Annotated in this window: 14 protein-coding genes; 3 read left to right on the top strand and 11 right to left on the bottom strand. The window is 70.8% G+C overall.

Features of this window, described 5'->3' with window-relative positions; genetic code table 11:
- Positions 1-22 precede the first annotated feature (22 nt).
- The 5 genes from AC5DRG_RS04415 to AC5DRG_RS04435 form a co-directional block, all read right to left on the bottom strand.
- The gene (locus tag AC5DRG_RS04415) at positions 23-1,528 is read right to left on the bottom strand and encodes an ABC transporter substrate-binding protein (protein WP_491808195.1); all 1,506 of its coding nucleotides are present in this window, start codon (positions 1,526-1,528) and stop codon (positions 23-25) included.
- Positions 1,529-1,630: 102 nt separating this feature from the next.
- Complete coding sequence (locus AC5DRG_RS04420) at positions 1,631-2,524, bottom strand: sugar phosphate isomerase/epimerase family protein (protein ID WP_491808196.1); 894 nt, start codon at positions 2,522-2,524, stop codon at positions 1,631-1,633.
- 14 nt (positions 2,525-2,538) lie between these two features.
- Positions 2,539-3,681, bottom strand: coding sequence for a Gfo/Idh/MocA family protein (locus AC5DRG_RS04425; RefSeq protein ID WP_491808197.1), 1,143 nt, complete (start codon positions 3,679-3,681; stop codon positions 2,539-2,541).
- Between the two features lie 35 nt (positions 3,682-3,716).
- On the bottom strand, positions 3,717-4,637 hold the full coding sequence (locus AC5DRG_RS04430; protein WP_491808199.1) for a sugar phosphate isomerase/epimerase family protein: 921 nt from the start codon (positions 4,635-4,637) through the stop codon (positions 3,717-3,719).
- On the bottom strand, positions 4,634-5,785 hold the full coding sequence (locus AC5DRG_RS04435) for a Gfo/Idh/MocA family protein (protein ID WP_491808200.1): 1,152 nt from the start codon (positions 5,783-5,785) through the stop codon (positions 4,634-4,636). The genes AC5DRG_RS04430 and AC5DRG_RS04435 overlap by 4 nt, the downstream gene beginning before the upstream one ends.
- A 221-nt stretch (positions 5,786-6,006) precedes the next feature.
- Between AC5DRG_RS04435 and AC5DRG_RS04440 the strand changes: the two genes are divergently transcribed.
- Entirely contained in the window at positions 6,007-7,230 is a 1,224-nt protein-coding gene (locus AC5DRG_RS04440) for an ROK family protein (RefSeq protein WP_491808201.1), read from the top strand.
- Positions 7,231-7,789: 559 nt separating this feature from the next.
- On the opposite strand, the gene AC5DRG_RS04445 is transcribed toward AC5DRG_RS04440, so the two are convergent.
- From AC5DRG_RS04445 to AC5DRG_RS04470, 6 genes are all read right to left on the bottom strand, one after another.
- Complete coding sequence (locus AC5DRG_RS04445) at positions 7,790-9,208, bottom strand: lactonase family protein (protein WP_491808202.1); 1,419 nt, start codon at positions 9,206-9,208, stop codon at positions 7,790-7,792.
- Positions 9,209-9,267: 59 nt separating this feature from the next.
- Positions 9,268-9,675, bottom strand: a complete 408-nt coding sequence (locus AC5DRG_RS04450) for a nuclear transport factor 2 family protein (protein ID WP_491808204.1) — start codon at positions 9,673-9,675, stop codon at positions 9,268-9,270.
- Between the two features lie 74 nt (positions 9,676-9,749).
- Positions 9,750-10,778 (bottom strand): alpha/beta fold hydrolase, encoded by a 1,029-nt coding sequence (locus AC5DRG_RS04455; protein WP_491808205.1) that lies wholly within the window; start codon positions 10,776-10,778, stop codon positions 9,750-9,752.
- The gene (locus AC5DRG_RS04460; protein WP_491808207.1) at positions 10,775-11,887 is read right to left on the bottom strand and encodes an LLM class flavin-dependent oxidoreductase; all 1,113 of its coding nucleotides are present in this window, start codon (positions 11,885-11,887) and stop codon (positions 10,775-10,777) included. The genes AC5DRG_RS04455 and AC5DRG_RS04460 overlap by 4 nt, the downstream gene beginning before the upstream one ends.
- 244 nt (positions 11,888-12,131) lie before the next feature.
- Positions 12,132-13,154 carry an AraC family transcriptional regulator gene (locus AC5DRG_RS04465; RefSeq protein ID WP_491808209.1) on the bottom strand — a complete coding sequence of 341 codons (1,023 nt, stop codon included), beginning with the start codon at positions 13,152-13,154 and terminating at the stop codon, positions 12,132-12,134.
- Positions 13,155-13,228: 74 nt separating this feature from the next.
- Positions 13,229-13,852: a TetR/AcrR family transcriptional regulator gene (locus AC5DRG_RS04470; RefSeq protein WP_491808211.1), complete on the bottom strand. Its 624-nt coding sequence runs from the start codon at positions 13,850-13,852 to the stop codon at positions 13,229-13,231.
- A gap of 427 nt (positions 13,853-14,279) precedes the next feature.
- Between AC5DRG_RS04470 and AC5DRG_RS04475 the strand changes: the two genes are divergently transcribed.
- Entirely contained in the window at positions 14,280-14,813 is a 534-nt protein-coding gene (locus AC5DRG_RS04475) for a flavin reductase family protein (protein ID WP_491808212.1), read from the top strand.
- A gap of 98 nt (positions 14,814-14,911) precedes the next feature.
- Positions 14,912-16,387, top strand: a complete 1,476-nt coding sequence (locus tag AC5DRG_RS04480; protein ID WP_491808213.1) for an MFS transporter — start codon at positions 14,912-14,914, stop codon at positions 16,385-16,387.
- Positions 16,388-16,518 lie beyond the last annotated feature (131 nt).

A 16,518-nucleotide genomic window follows, 5' to 3' on the forward strand; every position in this document is an offset into this window, starting at 1 on the left:
GCGTGCCGGAAAGGGCCGGCGGCTATGTCGCCGGCGCGTAGTTGTAGATCGGCGGGTACTGGGAGCCGGGCTGCGGCGTGACCTTGACGTCCTTGGCGGTGGCGTACGCGTTGGCGATGACGCTCCAGGGGGCGTTCCAGGCCTGGTCGACGACGTAGGTGTTGAGCTCCTCGAAGAGCGTCTCGCGCTCGGCCCCGGTCGCCTCGCCGATGCGCGTGATGAGGTCGTCGGCCTTCGGGTCGTCGTACTTGAACGGGTTCCAGGTCGACTTCTTCGTCAGCTCCAGCTGCACCTTGTCCCAGGCCGTGGCCGCGCCCAGCTTGAAGTACGACATCGCGTACTTGCCGGACAGGATCGCGCTGAAGATCTGGTCGCTGGGCACGTTGTCCAGCTTCACCTTGATGCCGATGTCCTTGAGGGACTGGGTGAGCGCGGCCTGCTCCTGCGGGAAGATCGCGGACAGGTCGGGGACGGTGACCGGGAAGCCGTTCGGGTAACCGGCCTCCGCCAGCAGCTTCTTCGCCTTCGCCGGGTCGTAGGAGTACGTGTCGTTCAGCGCGGCCTTGTAGCCGTCCTCGCCCTTGGCGAACACCTGCGTGGTGGGGGTGCCCAGGCCGGTCTTGGCCGACTTGATGATGGCCTGCTTGTCGAAGGCGTAGTTCAGCGCCTGACGGACCTTCAGCTTGCCGAGGGCGGGTACCTTCTTGCCGGCGCGGTCCCAGATGTAGAGGCCCTCGACGTCACCGGGCTGGTACGTGACGACGTTCAGGCCCCGGCCCTTGACGGTCTTGACCCGGTTGAGGTTGAGGGTGGCGCCGTCGAGCTGGCCGGACAGCAGGGCGTTGGTGCGTGCGGTGGGGTCGGCCAGGTACTTGATGACGATCTTGTCGTAGGGGAAGGCCTTGGCGTTCCAGTAGCCGGGGTTGCGCGTGTAGGTGTACGTCTGCCCGGAGGTGGTGGCCGAGGCGTCCAGCTTGTACGGGCCGGAGCCGACGGGGGCCTTGGGGTCCTCCAGGGACTTGGGGCTGGCCATCATGCCGGAGACCTGGCCCAGTGCGGGCAGCAGGGCCGCGGTGGGGTGGCTGAGCTTGACGGCCACGGTGTGGGTGTCGACGACGTCGACGCCGGTGATGTCCTGGATCTCGCCGGCGGCGCTGGCCGTGCCGCTCTTGGTGTGGAGCAGGTTCCGGCGCACCGCGTCCGCGTCGAGGGCGGTGCCGTCGGTGAACCTCACGCCCTCGCGCAGCTTCAGCGTCAGGGTCGTCTGGGGCTTGTCGTACGACCAGGAGGTGGCCAGGTTGGGGGTGGGTTCCCCTTTGGTGTTCAGCCGGATCAGGGTGTCGTACACCGGCTGGTAGTACTGGGACTCGGGTCCCATGCTCGCCTTGGCCAGGTCCCACGGCGTCGCCGTGACCGACTCGGCGAGGGTGAGGGTCTTGTCGCCGCCGGCGGCCTGGCTTCCGCCACCGCAGGCCGCGACCGTCGCTGTCAGAAGTCCGGCTCCGACGAACGCCACTGTTTTGCGCATGTTCTCTCCACCTGTCTCATTCCTTCGGCTCCCGTTTGTCCCCCGGGTCGTCCTGCTGCCGGCCGGGTACGGCCGGTACCGCTCCTGCTCCGCGTAAGCAGGTCATCGCCGCGCCTGCCGTGCGGCCCACTCCCCGCAGACCCGCACGCTCTCCTCCGGGGTCGACCGGGCGCCCCGGTCGACCTCGACGATCAGCCAGCCGTCGAAGTCGTCGGGCAGCGCGCCGACGAAGCCCTCGATGTCGGCGTTTCCGTAGCCCGGTTCCGACCACAGTCCCGCCAGGACCGTCTTGCGGTAGTCCCAGCCCGCTTCCCTGGCCCGTGCGGCGAGGCCCCGGTCCAGGTCCTTGACGTGGACGCTCGCGACGCGGTCCGCGTAGTCGCGCACGAGCTGTACGGCGTCCGCACCCGCCCAGGCCAGGTGGCCCAGGTCCGGTCCGAAGGCGAGGACGGAGGCGTCGACGGTGTCGAGGACGAACCGGGTCTCCTGCTCGGTCTCCGCCCAGGTGCCGACGTGTGGATGGAAGGCGGGGGTGATGCCCTGGGCCCGGATGATGCCGGCGGTCTCGGCCAGCAGGTCCCGTACGCGCTCCAGACGGCCCGGGTCGGCGAGGTGGCCGACCGCGGGACGGGTCACGCGCTCGGCGTCCTTCGCCATCCCCATGGCGAGGAAGACGGTGGGCACGCCGAGCTCCGCGTGCTGCTCGGCGACCCGTGCCGCCGTGTCCCGATAGTTCTGCCGCTCGGCCGCGTCGTCGGTGAGGCGGACGGGGATGTAGCCGGGCGCGGGGCTGATGCCGTACTCGGCGAGCCGGGCCACGTACTGCTTCGGTGTCATGTCGCCGGGCACGGAGCTGTGCAGGGCCTTGATCCCCGCGTCGCCGATGACGGTCAGCTGCTCGTCGAGCGGCGGGGCGAGCGTGGGGTCGATCCAGCCGTCGGCGCTCGCGACCCACTGCAGGGGGTTGATGGCCAGGCGGTCCTGCCTGATCTCCATGGTGTGCGGTCCTCTCAGTGGGCGATGGGGGTGAAGGGGGCGACGTGTGCGGCCGCGGGGCGCGGCTCGGGGCGTGCGCAGCTGCTCTCCAGGGCGACGAATCGGTTCTCCCGCTGGGAGGTCTCGAAGCTCGTCAGCACGTCCAGGGTGTGGAAGGCGAACTGCGGGTTCGTGCGGTGCGGCCCGCCCTCGATCGCCCCGGCGAGGTCCCGTACGCCGAGGCCCCGGCGGTGCTGCTCGGGGGTGTCCACGGCGCCGAAGAGCTCGGTGACCGGGGTGAGCACCTGCCACTCCGCGTCCCCGTGGCGCTTGAGGCGTACGTCGCCGTCGAAGAAGTTGGGGTTGGGCAGCGCGAGGGTGCCCTCGGTGCCGTAGATCTCGATGCGCGGGAGCTCGGTGTCCCAGACGTCGAAGCTCATCAGGGTGGTGGCGAGGGCGCCGGAGGCGAACGTGAGGGTGGCCGAGGCGTGGGTGGAGACCTGGACCGTGATCTCGTCGACCACGCGACCGGGGCTGGTGACCTTGCGGGTGGGGGCGCCGACGCGGGTGGCGGCGGCCACCTGGGCGACCGGGCCGAGGCAGTTGACGAGCGCGGCCAGGTAGTAGGGGCCCATGTCGAGGACGGGGCCGCCGCCGGGGCCGTAGAAGGCGCGCGGGTCCGGGTGCCAGGTCTCGGAGCGGCTGGAGCGTACGAAGGCGGTGGCGCCGACGGCGTCGCCGATCAGGCCGGCGTCGAGCGCGTGCCGGGCGGTCTGCACGGCGCTGCCGAGGAAGGTGTCAGGGGCCGACCCCAGCAGCGCCGTGCTGCTCGCGGCGGCGTCGAGGACCTCGCGGGCCTCGGCGACCGTGGCCGCGAGCGGCTTCTCCACGTAGACGTGCTTGCCCGCCTCCAGCGCGGCGATGACGGTCTTGGCGTGGAACTGCGGCGGAGTGATGTTGACGACGATCTCGACGGAGTCGTCCGCGAGGAGTTCGTCGCCGTCGCCCCAGGCCGCTATGCCGTACTCTCCCGCGGCCTGCCGGGCGCGGGCCGTGTCGACGTCGGCCACACGGACCACCTCGAGCTCCGGGAAGGTGCGCAGGCCCTCGACATAGCGGCCGAAGATGTTGCCGGCGCCCAGGATCCCGATGCGGTGCCGTGCTTGCTGCTGAGCCATGAATCTCCCGCAATCCATAGGGGGTTGAGGTGGTGTCAGGTGATGACGAGGGGGCGCAGGGTCCGGTGCGCGATCTCCAGGCCGGTCTTGACCTTCTCCTCGGTGCCGCTCCACACGGGGTCCTCGTGCTCGACGGAGAGGGTGCCGGTGAAGCCGTTCTCGTACAGGGCGTCCACGACGGCGTTCCAGTCGACCTGGCCGCGGCCCGGGACGCGGTAGCGCCACCAGCCGGTGTCCCAGGGGTCGTCGCGCCGGACCGCCTTGCCGAAGAAGCCGTAGTGGTCGACGGCGCCGGGCAGGATCTGGAGGTCCTTGGCCTGGGCGTGGACGATGCGGTCGGCGTGGGGCGTGATGGTCGTGACCGGGTCGATGCCGATCCAGGTCAGGTGCGAGGGGTCCCAGTTGAGGTACAGGCCGAGGGAGAACATCCACTCCCACAGCTCGGGCGAGTAGGCGAGGTTGCCCGGGTAGCCGTCGGGATGCCAGCCCTCCATCACGCAGTTCTCGATGATGATCTTCACGCCGCGCTCGCCCGCGTAGTCGACCAGCTCGGGGAAGACCTTGTCGGCCTCCTCCAGGTTCGCGGCGACCGGGCGGTTCCAGTCCCGGCCCACGAACGTGCCGACGTACGGGATGTCCAGGGCCGCCGCCGTGTCCACGACCGCCTTGAGATGGGCGTGGATCGCGGCCCGGCGCTCCGGGTCGGGGTGGAGGTTGTTCTCGTAGTAGGCGAGGGCGGAGATGTCGAGGCCGTGACGCTCCATCAGGGCCCGTGTCCCGTCGGCCGCACGGTCGTCGAAGCCGGCCACCGGGAGGTGGGCCGCCTCGAAGTCCCGGCCGCCGGTATCCGGCCAGGCGGCGACCTCCAGGGCCTCGTAGCCGGCCTCGCTCGCCCAGGCGGCGATCTCGGCGAGAGAGAGCCGGGGCAGACAGGCGGTGAGCATGCCGAGTTTCATACGGAGGCCTCCAGGGCTGCGGGGGCGGAAGCGATGTCGGTCCAGGTGAGCGAGGCGGCGGAGGCCAGCACGGCTTCGACGATGCGGGCCGAGCGGACGCCGTCCTCACCGGTGGGCAGGCCCTCGGGCGTCGCTCCGCTGATCGCCGCGTAGGCGTCGGCGACGAAGGCGGCGAAGCAGTCGCCGTAGCCCTGCGCGTGACCGGCGGGCAGTTGGGAGAGGCGGCGCTGCTCGGCCGAGCCGTGGCCGGGGTCGCGTACGAGGACGCGCGCTCCGTCGGGGGCGCCGAGCCACGCGGTCTCGGGGTTCTCCTGGTCGAAGACCGCGCTGCCCGCGGAGCCGTCGAGCTCGAACCACAGCCGGTTCTTGCGGCCGGCCGACACCTGGGACACCGTCAGCGTGCCGAGGACACCCTCGTCGGTGCGCAGCAGCACGGTCGCCACGTCCTCCGTGCGCACCGGGACCCGCGGGCCCCCGGCACCGTTGGAGAAACTCACGCCGGTGCCGGCGGGGCGGGTGGCGACCGTGGTGCCGAGCCTCGCGGACAGCTCGGTGAAGCGGACTCCGGCGACCCATTCGACCAGGTCGCACCAGTGCGAGCCGATGTCCGCGAACGCCCTCGACGGTCCGCCGTCCACCGGGTCGACCCGCCAGGACATGGCATCGGCCGAGAGCATCCAGTCCTGCAGATAGCTGCCGTGGATGAGCTGCCACGCCCCGAACTCGCCGCGCAGCCGACGGTCGCGGATCTCCCGGACGAGCGGGTGGTAGCGGTAGACGAAGGGGACAGCGAGCAGCAGTCCCGACTCACGTGCCAGCCGGGTCAGGCGCTCGGCGTCGGCGGCGGACGTGGCGAGCGGCTTCTCGCAGATCACGTGCTTCCCGGCGCGCAGGGCCGCCTCCGCCTGCCACACGTGCAGTGCGTTCGGGGTGCACACGTGAACGACCGTGACGCTGTCGTCGGCGAGCGCCGCCGAGAGGTCGGGGTAGCGGGCGGGCACCGCCCACTCGTCGGCGACCTTCGCGCTGCGCTCGGGGGTCGAAGCGACCACTCCGGCCACACAGCCGCCAGCGGCGCGGATGGCCCGGGCGTGGACGGTGCCGATCATTCCGGCCCCGACCACCACTGCGCGAATCAAGCCGTTCACCTCTGCACCTCCGTCGTCGTCGAGCGACCGACCGCGGTCTGAACGCCGCGTTGCGCAACACCATCGTTTAGTTCGCCAACACAGCACAAGAGGACTAATTTAATTTTCTTTCAGGCCTAAAAGGCGCTCTATCTCGGGAAACTTATCCGCTTGAAAACGACATCCTCGCCGCGGCGAGGACTCTATTGACGGGCGCAACAGGCACCATTAAGTTCACTCAAATGCATAAAGATGACGGCGACGCCGACGAGGAGATCGAGCCCACGTCCGTGTCTCTGGCGCTGCGCCGAGTCCTGGGGCTCGTGGTCTCGGGTGCGGCGACCAACCGCGCCGAGATCGCGCGGCGCAGTGGCCTGGCCCGGTCGACCGTGGGCCAGCAGGTCGACCATCTCGTCGGCACCGGGATTCTGGAGGAGGTCGAGTCCAGACGGTCGGTGCGGGGCCGACCCCCGCGTGTGCTGACGATCAGCCCGGAGGCCGGGACCGTGGTCGTCGTGGACATCGACACCGCGGAGTCGCAGGTGGCCCTCGCCGATCTGACCCGTCGGGTGATCGCGCAGGAGACGGTGCACGTCCGGATCGACGCGGGACCGCGAGTGGTGCTGGACGCGGTGGCCGAACAGCTGCGGCGCCTGCTGGACAGGCACCGTCGTGCTCCCGGCCGGGTGCGCGAGATGGTCGTCGGCCTGCCCGGTCCGGTGGACTTCCAGCAGGGATGCGCGGTGCAGCCTACGGGCATGCCCGGCTGGGACGGCTTTCCCGTCGCCGAGTACCTACGGGAGCGGTTCGACGCGCCCGTCGTGGTGGACAACGACGTCAACCTGATGGCGCTGGGAGAGGCCGTGCAGGCCCGGCTGGAGGCTCCGCTGCTGTGCATCAAGATCGCGAGCGGCATCGGGGCCGGTCTCGTCACCACGACCAGTGAGGTGTATCGCGGCGCCGACGGGGCCGCCGGCGACATCGGCCACATCCGGGCGGTGAGCGGCGGCAACGTCCTGTGCGCCTGCGGCAATGTCGGCTGCGTGGGAGCGCTCGCCTCCCATCGGGCGGTACTGCGTGGCCTCGGCATCGCCGAGTCGACCGCCCAGGATCCGCTGCACGGCACCCACGAACTCGCCCGGCGTATCGCCGCCGGCGACCCGACCGCCCTGCACGCCGTCCGTCAGGCCGCCACGGAGATCGGCGAGGTCGTCGCCATGCTGGTCCACATGTTCAACCCGCGCACCGTGGTGCTGGCCGGTCCGCTGAGCGAACTGCGCGACGACCTCGTCTCCGCCGTACGCGCCGCCGTGTACCAGCGGGCCCTCCCGCTGGCCACCCGCAAACTCACCATCACCGCGACCCAGCTCAAAGGCGGCTCCGGCCTGCACGGCGGCATCGCCCTGGCCACCCAGGACGTCTTCAGCCCTGCGGGCATCGCACGGCTGCTGGGCGAGGGGCGTTGAGTCGAGGAGCCGGGGAGTCCCTTCCCGACAGCCCCGCCCTGGCGTACTCTCCGTGAGCCGACCGAGGCACCTCGGCGTCCGTCCGCCAGGGTCGCCGACGGCGCTGTCGGCCTCCAGTTGGAACCCAGCCCCATGGCCTGGAGGAAACGGCAACGCGTTCGACCGCGCCACGGGTCCCCCCGCAGGCCGGGCGCTGAAGTGCAGCTGGGGACAGGCCCACACGGCGGCCTGCTCAGGGGCCACCGCGGCCGCGGCCGCGACCGGCGGATAGCGCAGGGGGGTCCTGCTGGTCGCTGGTGGACTGCACCTGGACGACCGCGAGTTGCGCGTACTCCATACGCAGCCCGCCCGAGGAGCAGTTCTCCGGACCGCCGCCGGTGCTGGGCCAAATCGGCCGGTGACGGCCGGGAGTTGGGCGCCCGCGCGGGCGGCGGCGCCGACTTGCCGCGATCGATCGGATTCGGAACCGTCAGTGTCCCCCGGTTCTCGTCGCCCTGTTGGGCCACCGCCGCTGCCGCTACCGCCTCGGGCTTGCTCCCTGCTCAAGCGCGAACAAGCCTCACAGCTTCGCGAAGGTGATCACGGACACGCGTTGGACGGTGACCTTCGACTTCCGGGTCAGCTTGCCCGTCTTGGGATCCACGGAGTACGAGATGACGTCGTCGGAGTCCGTGTTGCAGGTGAACAGATACTTGCCGGAGGGCTCGATGTCGAACTCCCTGTTTCCCTTGCCGCCGGTCTCCATGGTGTCCACCAGCTTCAGACGCCCCGTGCCCACGTCGACCGAGAAGATGGCGATGGTGTCCTTGCCGTTGAGGAACCGGTTCGCGGCGTAGACGAACTTCCCGTTCGGGTGGATACGGACGTCCGTGGGCGAGACCTTCTTTCCGGCTCCCGCCGGAAGGTCGGATCCCGGGCCTTCGGCGGGCGGCGCGGCGGTGTCGCCTCCCGGGACCGTGGCGATCGTCTGGATGAGCTTCGGCACGCCCGTGCCGGAGTCGAAGTGGAATACGGAGACGCTCGCCTGACTCTCGTTGGTCATGAAGAGGTACGGCGCGCTCGGGTGCGCGACGATGTGTCGCGGCGACCTACCCGGCGGCAGCGGATACGACTTGCCCGACGTGAACTGGCGGGACTTGCGGTCGAAGCCGTAGACGTAGAGGTGGTCGTAGCCGTTGTCCGTCGCGATGACCCAGCGCTCCGTACGGTCGAAGACGGCGCCGTGGCAGGCGGGACCGATCTGGACGCCCCCCTCCGCTCCCAAGGCCGACGAGAGCGAGCGAGAGGCGAGCTTCTCGTCGCCCGGCGCGGGCCCCTCCTCGAAGATGCCTGCGTCGGTGGCCTCTTCGAGCGAGCCGTCCTTGTTCACGGGGAAGAGCGCCACGGTGGCGCTGTCCGTCGGGCGCTCGATCACGGGTACGCCGTTCTTCCTCTTCACCAGCGCCACCCTGAAGGTGGCGCCGTGGTTGCCGACGACGACCCGCGAGTTGGTCTTGTCGATCCTGACCGAGGCCGGCATGGAGCCCATCGAGGGGAGGGTGTTCAGATGCTTCAGGGAGCCGTCTTCGCGGTTGATGGCGAAGGCGGACACCCCGCCTCCGGTTCCGGGGATCTGGTCGAGTGCCGGCGTGCGGCTGACGCAGTAGACGAAGCGCCCGTCCTCGGAGGCGCAGATGCCGTCGCTGTTCAGGTCGTCGGATTCCGACCCGGTCGAGCCGACCAGCTTCAGCGAGCCGTCGGACATGTCCACCCGGAAGACGTCGATGCCGCCGCCCTCTGTCGACCCGAGCCCCGACACCTCCCCCTTCGACCCCGATCCGGCGACGGAGCACTGCCTGCCCACGTAGGCGTAGAGCTGGCCCCCGTCCGATTCGGTCGTCTCCGAGGTCGCTTCGGCCGCCCACGTGCCCAGGCCGGCCGCCGTCGCGGCAGCTCCCGATGTCCCGAGAAAAATTCGCCGCGACATTTTCTTGCTCATATCCTTGCGCCCTTCCATTGATCCACTGATTTACGTTCGCGCCCTGTTGCGGCAGTGCGCTATGCCGGGCCTTCCCGGGGCGGGCCCGGAATGTCACCGCCGCCGGCGGCGCCGCTGAACACCGTCGTCTGCTCGTCGTTCGCGCTGGCGATGAACTGAAACGCCGTGATCAGCCCGTTCCGCACCTGCAGTTCATCGATCCCGCGGATGCGCTCGATACCGAGCGACGAAACGAACTGGCTCCGGAGCTCGATGACGCCGTACGCCCACTCGTCGGCCTCCACCACGCCGAGAATCTTGATCGAGCCGGCGGACTGGATGACCGCCGTGTCGATGTAGGTGCGGAGCACGTCCTTCATGCTGTCGCCGGGCTTTCCCCAGATGGTGCGGGTCATTTCCGCGGCCGTGACCTCGCCGTCGAAGAGTTCCATCACCGCGTCGATGTCTCCGCTGTTGACACCGGCCACGTATGCCTCGAACACCTCGACCGGAGTTCTTGAAAGGCCCATGACTGCCTTTCCTTTCTTCTCGTGTCGCCCTCTTAGGCGACCTGCTTTGCCAGCCAGTCGGCCACGATGTCGAGCACTGCCTCGTTGTTGAGCTCGAGCATCATCAGGTGTCCGTTGCCGTGGATGCCGAGTTCGCCCAGCGACAGGTGCTCCGCCCGGCCGCAGCCCGCCTGGCGCAGGTAGGCGACGGTGCCGGCGTCGGCCGGCAGGGCGAAGGAGCGCTCACCGGAGACGACGGCGATCGGCACGTCGGCGAGGTTCGGGAGCCGCCGCGGCGGGTCGGCCTGCAGCGTCAGCGGGGCCCCGCCGTCCTCGCTCTCCACCTTGACCAGCGTGAGCTCCTCGGCGGTGGTCACCGGCGGGTCGTAGGTGAGCGGGGAGGCGGTGAGCCCCCAGGCCATGGGGTTGGGACCGCTCGGGCCCATGGGCTCCAGGCCCACGACAGCTTTCACCCGGCCGGGCCGCTCATCGGCCATGAGCCAGCCGACGGGGCCGCCGGCCGAGCTGGTGATCACGATGGCGGGGCCGATGCGGTCGAGCAGCTCCGCGCCACGTCGGCGCATCAGCTCGTGGTGCGGCCCGAAGTCGTACGGGGTCTGCCGCTGCGCGGCGAGGAGCTGGGCCAGCGCCGGGTCGTCGAGATCTCCGGCGCCGGGCCACTGGTCGTGGAGCGGGTCCTCGCGCCCGGCGAACAGAGCCCCGAGCATCTCGGCCGAGGGGCTGAGTCCGCCCCCGGGGCCGGTGGGGGCGGTGGCGGTCTCGTCCAGGTGGCGGGGGGAGCGGCCGTGGCCAGGGCGGTCGACCAGGTAGACCGCGTACCCGCGCCGCAGCAGCAGGGTTCGCCAGCCGGGGCGCCCGTCCGGGGTGCTGATCCAGTCCGTCGCCTGTCCACCGCCCCCGTGGACGAGCACGACCGGGTACGGCTGGGTCTGCTCGGCCGGGACCTGGTACTCGACGTACAGCTGGGTGCCGTCGGCGATGTGCCGGCCCTGGCGCTCCTCGTAGGTCACTCCGCCCCAGAAGCAGCCCTGGTCGGCGAGGTGCACTGCGGTGCCGGTCATGCCTGCGTCCCGTTCCGCGGGGAGGGTTGGGGCCGCGTGCCCTTCGGCTCGTTGCGTTCCCGCAGCACCGGGATGACCTCCTCGGCGAGCAGTCGCGACTCGGCTTCCGAGAAGGTCTCGACGAGGAGGCGGCGGGTCCCCGTCTCGTCGATGACCTGCTGGAGGCTGTCGATGATCTGGCCGACCGTGCCGAAGACGGCCAGCGCGGGCTTGTCCTTGTTCTTGCCGTCGAAGGCGAACTCTCCGTCCAGCTTGGGGAGTTCGCGATTTCCACCGGCCAAGTAGGCGGAGATGAAGCGCTTGAAGGAGGTGGTGAACCGGCCCATGGACTCCGCGGCCTCGGCCTCGGTCCTGCCGATGCAGACGAACTTCTCGACGATCAGGTTCGCGCCGGACCTGTCGTGCCCGTGTGCGGCCGCGGTCTCCAGGTAGGTGTCCAGGCCCTTTCGGTGGTCCGCGTTGCTGCCGAGGTTGCGCATGATGTTCCAGCCGTGGCGCCCGGCCAGTTGCATCGTCTCGTGGCCGGCCCCGGCCAGCCACACCGGCGGGGGGTCCTGCAAGGGGCGGGTCGCGAGGGTCCTGGGAGTCTCGACCGTGAAGAACTCGCCGTCGTAGGTGACGTCCTTCTCGGTCAGCAGCAGCCACACCAGTTCGACGGCCTCCAGCCATGCCCTGCCCGCCTCGTCGCGGGCCAGCTCACGGCCGGCCGTGACGAAGCGCTCGCCGGGCGCGCCCTTGCCGAGGCCGAGCTCGAAGCGGCCCCCGCTGAGCAGGTCCAGGGTCCCTGCCTCCTCGGCCACCCGTACGGGGTCGTGGAGCGGCAGCACCGTGACCGCGGTCCCCAGCCGTATCCGGCTGGTGCGTGCCGCCGCGGCGGCCAGCAGCAGGTGCGGGGAGGGGCAGGTCATCCCCGGGTGGTGGTGCTCGGTGACGGTCAGGCCGTCGTAGCCGAGCTCCTCGGCCAGCGCCGCGAACTCCACGAAGTCCTCGATCTGGCGCTGCTGCCACTTCGGGTCGTTCACGGCGGGGTCGGCCTCGGGCGAGTGGAGACCGGGGCCGTAGGTGTGGATGAACTTGAGCTTCTCGGGCTCGTGGCTGATCGCGCTCATGCTGCGGCTGTGACCTTTCCCTGAGAGTGGCGAAGTCGCCGAAGGGGCGCCCCGCCTGCGGCTCTTGGGGGCGTGGTGGCCCGGGGGTGGTTCTCCGGTGCCTCGCTGATGCCACGCTAGGGCGGCTTCGGCGGAACACCGATCCGGTGAATGACAAGTCCATCCGGTTGGCGACACGAAGTGCGTCACCGCCTGGGCGGCGGTGCATCCAGGTGCGCCCGGGTGCCTACGGGGGTCACGTCGCCTACGCGAGCCGCGCCCGGCCGGTGTCCGCCGTGGTGCGCAGCGTCTGCGACGGCGTCTCGCCGTACTGCTTGCGGTAGGCCCCGGCGAACCGCGACACATGGCCGAAGCCCCAGCGGTAGGCGATGTCGGCCACGGTGGCTCCCGCCCCCGCGGCCAGGTCCGCGCGGGCCCGGGCGAGCCGGGTGCGCTCCACGTACTGCCGGGGTGAAACCCCCAAGTAGGCCTGGAAGTCCCGCTGGAGCGAGCGCGGGGCGACGCCGGCCGCCTCCGCAAGGCGTGCGAGGGAGAGGTCCGCGGCCGGCTCGTCGTCGATGAGGTCGATGACCCGCCGCACCCGCACGGGGATCGAGTGGGTGGCGTCGCGTCGGGCGACCGCCTCGCTGTAGTCGTGCGGCTGGGCGCGCAGGAGGCCGGACAGGAGGAACTCCGTCCACAGGTCGGCCGCATCTCCCTGGGCGCTCAGCCCGCCGGGTTCACTGAGGTCCCGGACCAGTACGCCGACGGTGCGGGCCCACGACGCCAGAGCCGGGTCGGTCAGGTCCATGCCCACCCGGAAGCGCACCGGACCCGGTACGGGCCGGCCCAGCATTCTCTCCAGGTGCCGCTCCAGGGCAGTCCTCTCGATCCGCAGATGAAGCTGCGAGTAGCCGTCCCCGAGTTCCAACTCCGCGCGTGTGCGGGGCGAGATGACCCCGGCCGACCGCCCGCCGAGGTCCGCCTGCTCGCCACCGCACTCCAGCCAGCCCGCGCCCTCGACGGGGAGGACCACGTCGTAGTGCGGCACCTTCTCGGTGTGCCTGACGCGCAGTATGTCGCCGTCATGCCGCAGGTGGACGAGCGAGACCGGGCCCATCCGGACCGCCGAGACCTCGGCCGTCACCTCCGTCGCCCGGTGCACCGAAGAGACCCGGTGCGGGGCCAGCCAGTGAGCGACGCACGCGCGGACCTCCTCGGGCCTGGAGGAGCGGAGCACCGCGAGCCGTCGTCCCAGCGGGGGCACCAGCGCCTCGTGTACGTCCACTGCTTCACCTCTTGGTCGCTCGGCAGGATGGGGGGCGGTCGGCTCCGGAGACAGCCGCGCGGGAGAGGCCGCGCTCACCGGCCGCCGTGCTGCAGCACGGGCAGCAGGACGGTGTCGACGAAGCGGGCGAGGAACCCGGCGTCGATCGTGACGCCCTCGACAGGAGCGGCCGTCACCAGGCCGAGCAGCAGCTGGGGCAGGAAGTCGGCAGCGGCGGGCCGGGCCGCCAGCTCACCGCGCTCGACAGCACGGTCGACGAACCGGTCCAGGTGTGCGGCGACGGGTGCGCGGAGCGACGTCCGCATCGCTGTGGCCATGTCCTCGTCGGTCAGGACGGCGTGGTGCACGGCCGCGAGAAGGAGGGCGTCCGCCCTGCCGCCCAGCTGTGCCTCGGTGAACGCCAGCAGGTCTCCACGGAGGGAGCCCGTGTCGATGGCCAGGTCCGGGATCGGCCGGGAGGCGTGGAGCGCGGCCACGATCAGCCCCGCCTTGGACTGCCACTGGCGGTAGAGGGTGGCCTTGCTGCAGCCGGCCCGGGCGGCCACCAGCTCCATCGACACTCCCGCGTAGCCGACCTCGCGCAGCACGTCGAGCGCCGCATGCAGCAGCTCGGCCTCCCGCTCAGGGGTCATCCGCGGGCGCCGGATGACGCGGGCGCCGGCGGTGTGGGGGTCAGCGGTGCGGGCGGAATCAGCCATGCTTCTCTCCGGAAAAACGGTAGCGTTTCAATTGGAGCCTGGCATGGACCTCGGAGAAACGCAACCGTTTCTTCCGTCCACCGGGTGGACCTCCGGTAGCCCGTGGACCCCTGCTTCCCGCAGATGACGCTGAGCGACAAGCCGTGGCGCACGGCGGATGCCTCCGGCGCCAAGTGGACAGGCCGCGCCCCGGACCCGCTTTAGCCTGCGTGCCAGGCACCCGCCTGCCGCGCCCGAGGCGGGACGTCCGACAGCGCATGCCCCTGCTCCCCAACCGGTCCGCCGGCCTCCGATGCCCGCGGGCGCCCACGGTCCCCGCCGTGTCCGCATCCGTTTCGGTGCCCACGCACGAGACGTCCGGCATTCGGCCGGGGCTTCCACCGGCAACACCGCTCGCTCGGCGCTGCCCACGACCAGGGAGGAACCGATGGTTCTCGAAGCCATTCCGCTGAACGACCCCAGACGACTACGGGAGGCCTTCGGCTGCTTCCCGTCCGGCGTCACCGCGGTCTGCAGCCTCGTCGACGGCCGTCCCGAGGGCATGGCCGCGAGTTCCTTCACCTCGATCTCGCTCGATCCACCGCTCGTCTCCCTCTGCGTACAGAACACCTCCAGGACGTGGCCGAGGCTGAGGGCCGGGGCGCGGCTGGGGGTGAGCGTCCTCGGGGAGGCTCACGACCTGGTCTGCCGGAGCCTCTCGCAGAGGTCCGGGGACCGGTTCGCGGAGGTGGACTGGCAGCTCTCCGACGGCTGCGCCGTGTTCATCGAGGGCTCGACGGCCTGGCTGGACTGTTCCGTCCAGGACGAGGTGCCGGCCGGGGACCACCTCATCGTGGTGCTCGCCGTACACACCGCGTACGCGGACCCCGGCACCGCCCCGCTCGTCTTCCACGGCGGCCGCTTCCGCCGCCTCACCGCGCCGCAGACGGCGGCGCACCGACGGCATGGCGTGTCCCCGTAGTCACCGCACGTCACCACGCAGCCAACGGCCGGCACCGACTGCTGACAGCACGGACCTACGCGCACAGCAGCCGCGCCTGAACCCACGGAGAGAGAGCCTTGAGTACCACCGCCCACGACGCCGGCCCGCCGAAGGCGCGACAAGCCGCGACCGGGGAGCACACCCGCCGCACGCTGATCCTCGCGGTCATCGCGATATCGCAGCTGATGCTGACCCTCGACACGACGGTCGTGAACATCTCGCTGCCGTCCGCCCAACAGGACCTGGGATTCTCCACCGACAACAGGCAGTGGATCGTCACCGCGTACTCGCTGGCCTTCGGCGGTCTGCTGCTGGTCGGCGGTCGCATCGGCGACCTCGTCGGCCGCAAGGCCACTCTCCTCATCGGCCTCGCAGGCTTCGCCTGCGCATCCGCGCTCGGCGGCGCCGCACCGAACTTCGAGACCCTGGTCGTCGGACGGGCGCTCCAGGGCGTCTTCGGTGCACTGCTGGCGCCCAGCGTGCTGGCCCTGCTCACCACGACGTTCACCGATGCCAAAGAGCGGGCGAGGGCGTTCGGGATCTTCGGTGCGGTGGCCGGTGCGGGTGCGGGCGTCGGCCTGATCCTGGGCGGCGCACTCACCGAGTATCTCGACTGGCGCTGGTGCATGTACATCAATCTCGTCTTCGCCGCGGTCGCCCTCGTCGGAGCCGCGGTGCTGCTGCCGCGCCAGGGCCGCACCAAGAACGTGAAGATCGACTTCCCCGGCGCGGTCACCGTGACGACCGGCCTGTTCGCCCTGGTCTACGGGTGCGCCAACGCCGAGACGCTCGGCTGGGGCGCGGCGGGCACCTGGGGCTCCCTGGCAGCAGGTGCGGTGCTGATCGCGGTGTTCGCCCGGTTGCAGGCCCGCGGGGCACACCCGCTGCTGCCCCTGCGGATCCTGCTGGACCGCAACCGCGGAGCCGCCCTCGTCACGATCTTCACCTCCTCCATCGGGATGTTCGGCCTCAATCTGTTCCTCACGTACTACCTGCAGCAGACGCTCGGTTACTCACCCGTCCGGACCGGCCTGGCGTTCCTGCCGATGACCTGCTCGATCATGCTGACCTCCACGACCTTCGCCAGTTTCCTGGTACCGCGGTGCAGCCCGAAGCTGATCGTGCCGTGCGGCATGGCCCTGTCCGCCGCCGCCCTCGTCTGGCTGACCGGCCTGCGGGCCGACTCCGGCTACGCAACCGGCATCCTGCCGCCGCTGGTCCTCTTCGGCATCGGCACGGGACTGACCATCAGTACGGCGATGAGCGCGGCCACCACCGGTGTCGACCCCGGCGACTCCGGTGTCGGCTCCGCCGCCGTCACCACCATGCAGCAGGTCGGCGGGTCCATCGGCACCGCCCTTCTCAGCACCCTGGCCGCGGGCGCCGCCACCGGCTACCTCGCGAGCCACAGGGCCACCGAGGAGGCGCTCACCCAGTCCGCGCTGCACAGCTACTCCACCGCGTTCGGCTGGTCGGCCGCCTTCTACGCCGCCGGACTGGTCGTCTGCGGCCTCCTCTTCCGGCGCGGCGCACCGGACCGGGCCCCAAGTTGAAGCCGCAGCAGCGTGGCTCCCAACCGGAGTTGGGAACCACGCGCACGGACGGGTCGTGGCAGGTTGGCCGACTTGGCGCCGGTGGTGGTGAGCAAGGCCATGTCGACGTGCCTTGGCCCACGGCGGGAAGA

This window comes from Streptomyces sp. JLBG701 (assembly GCF_058544905.1).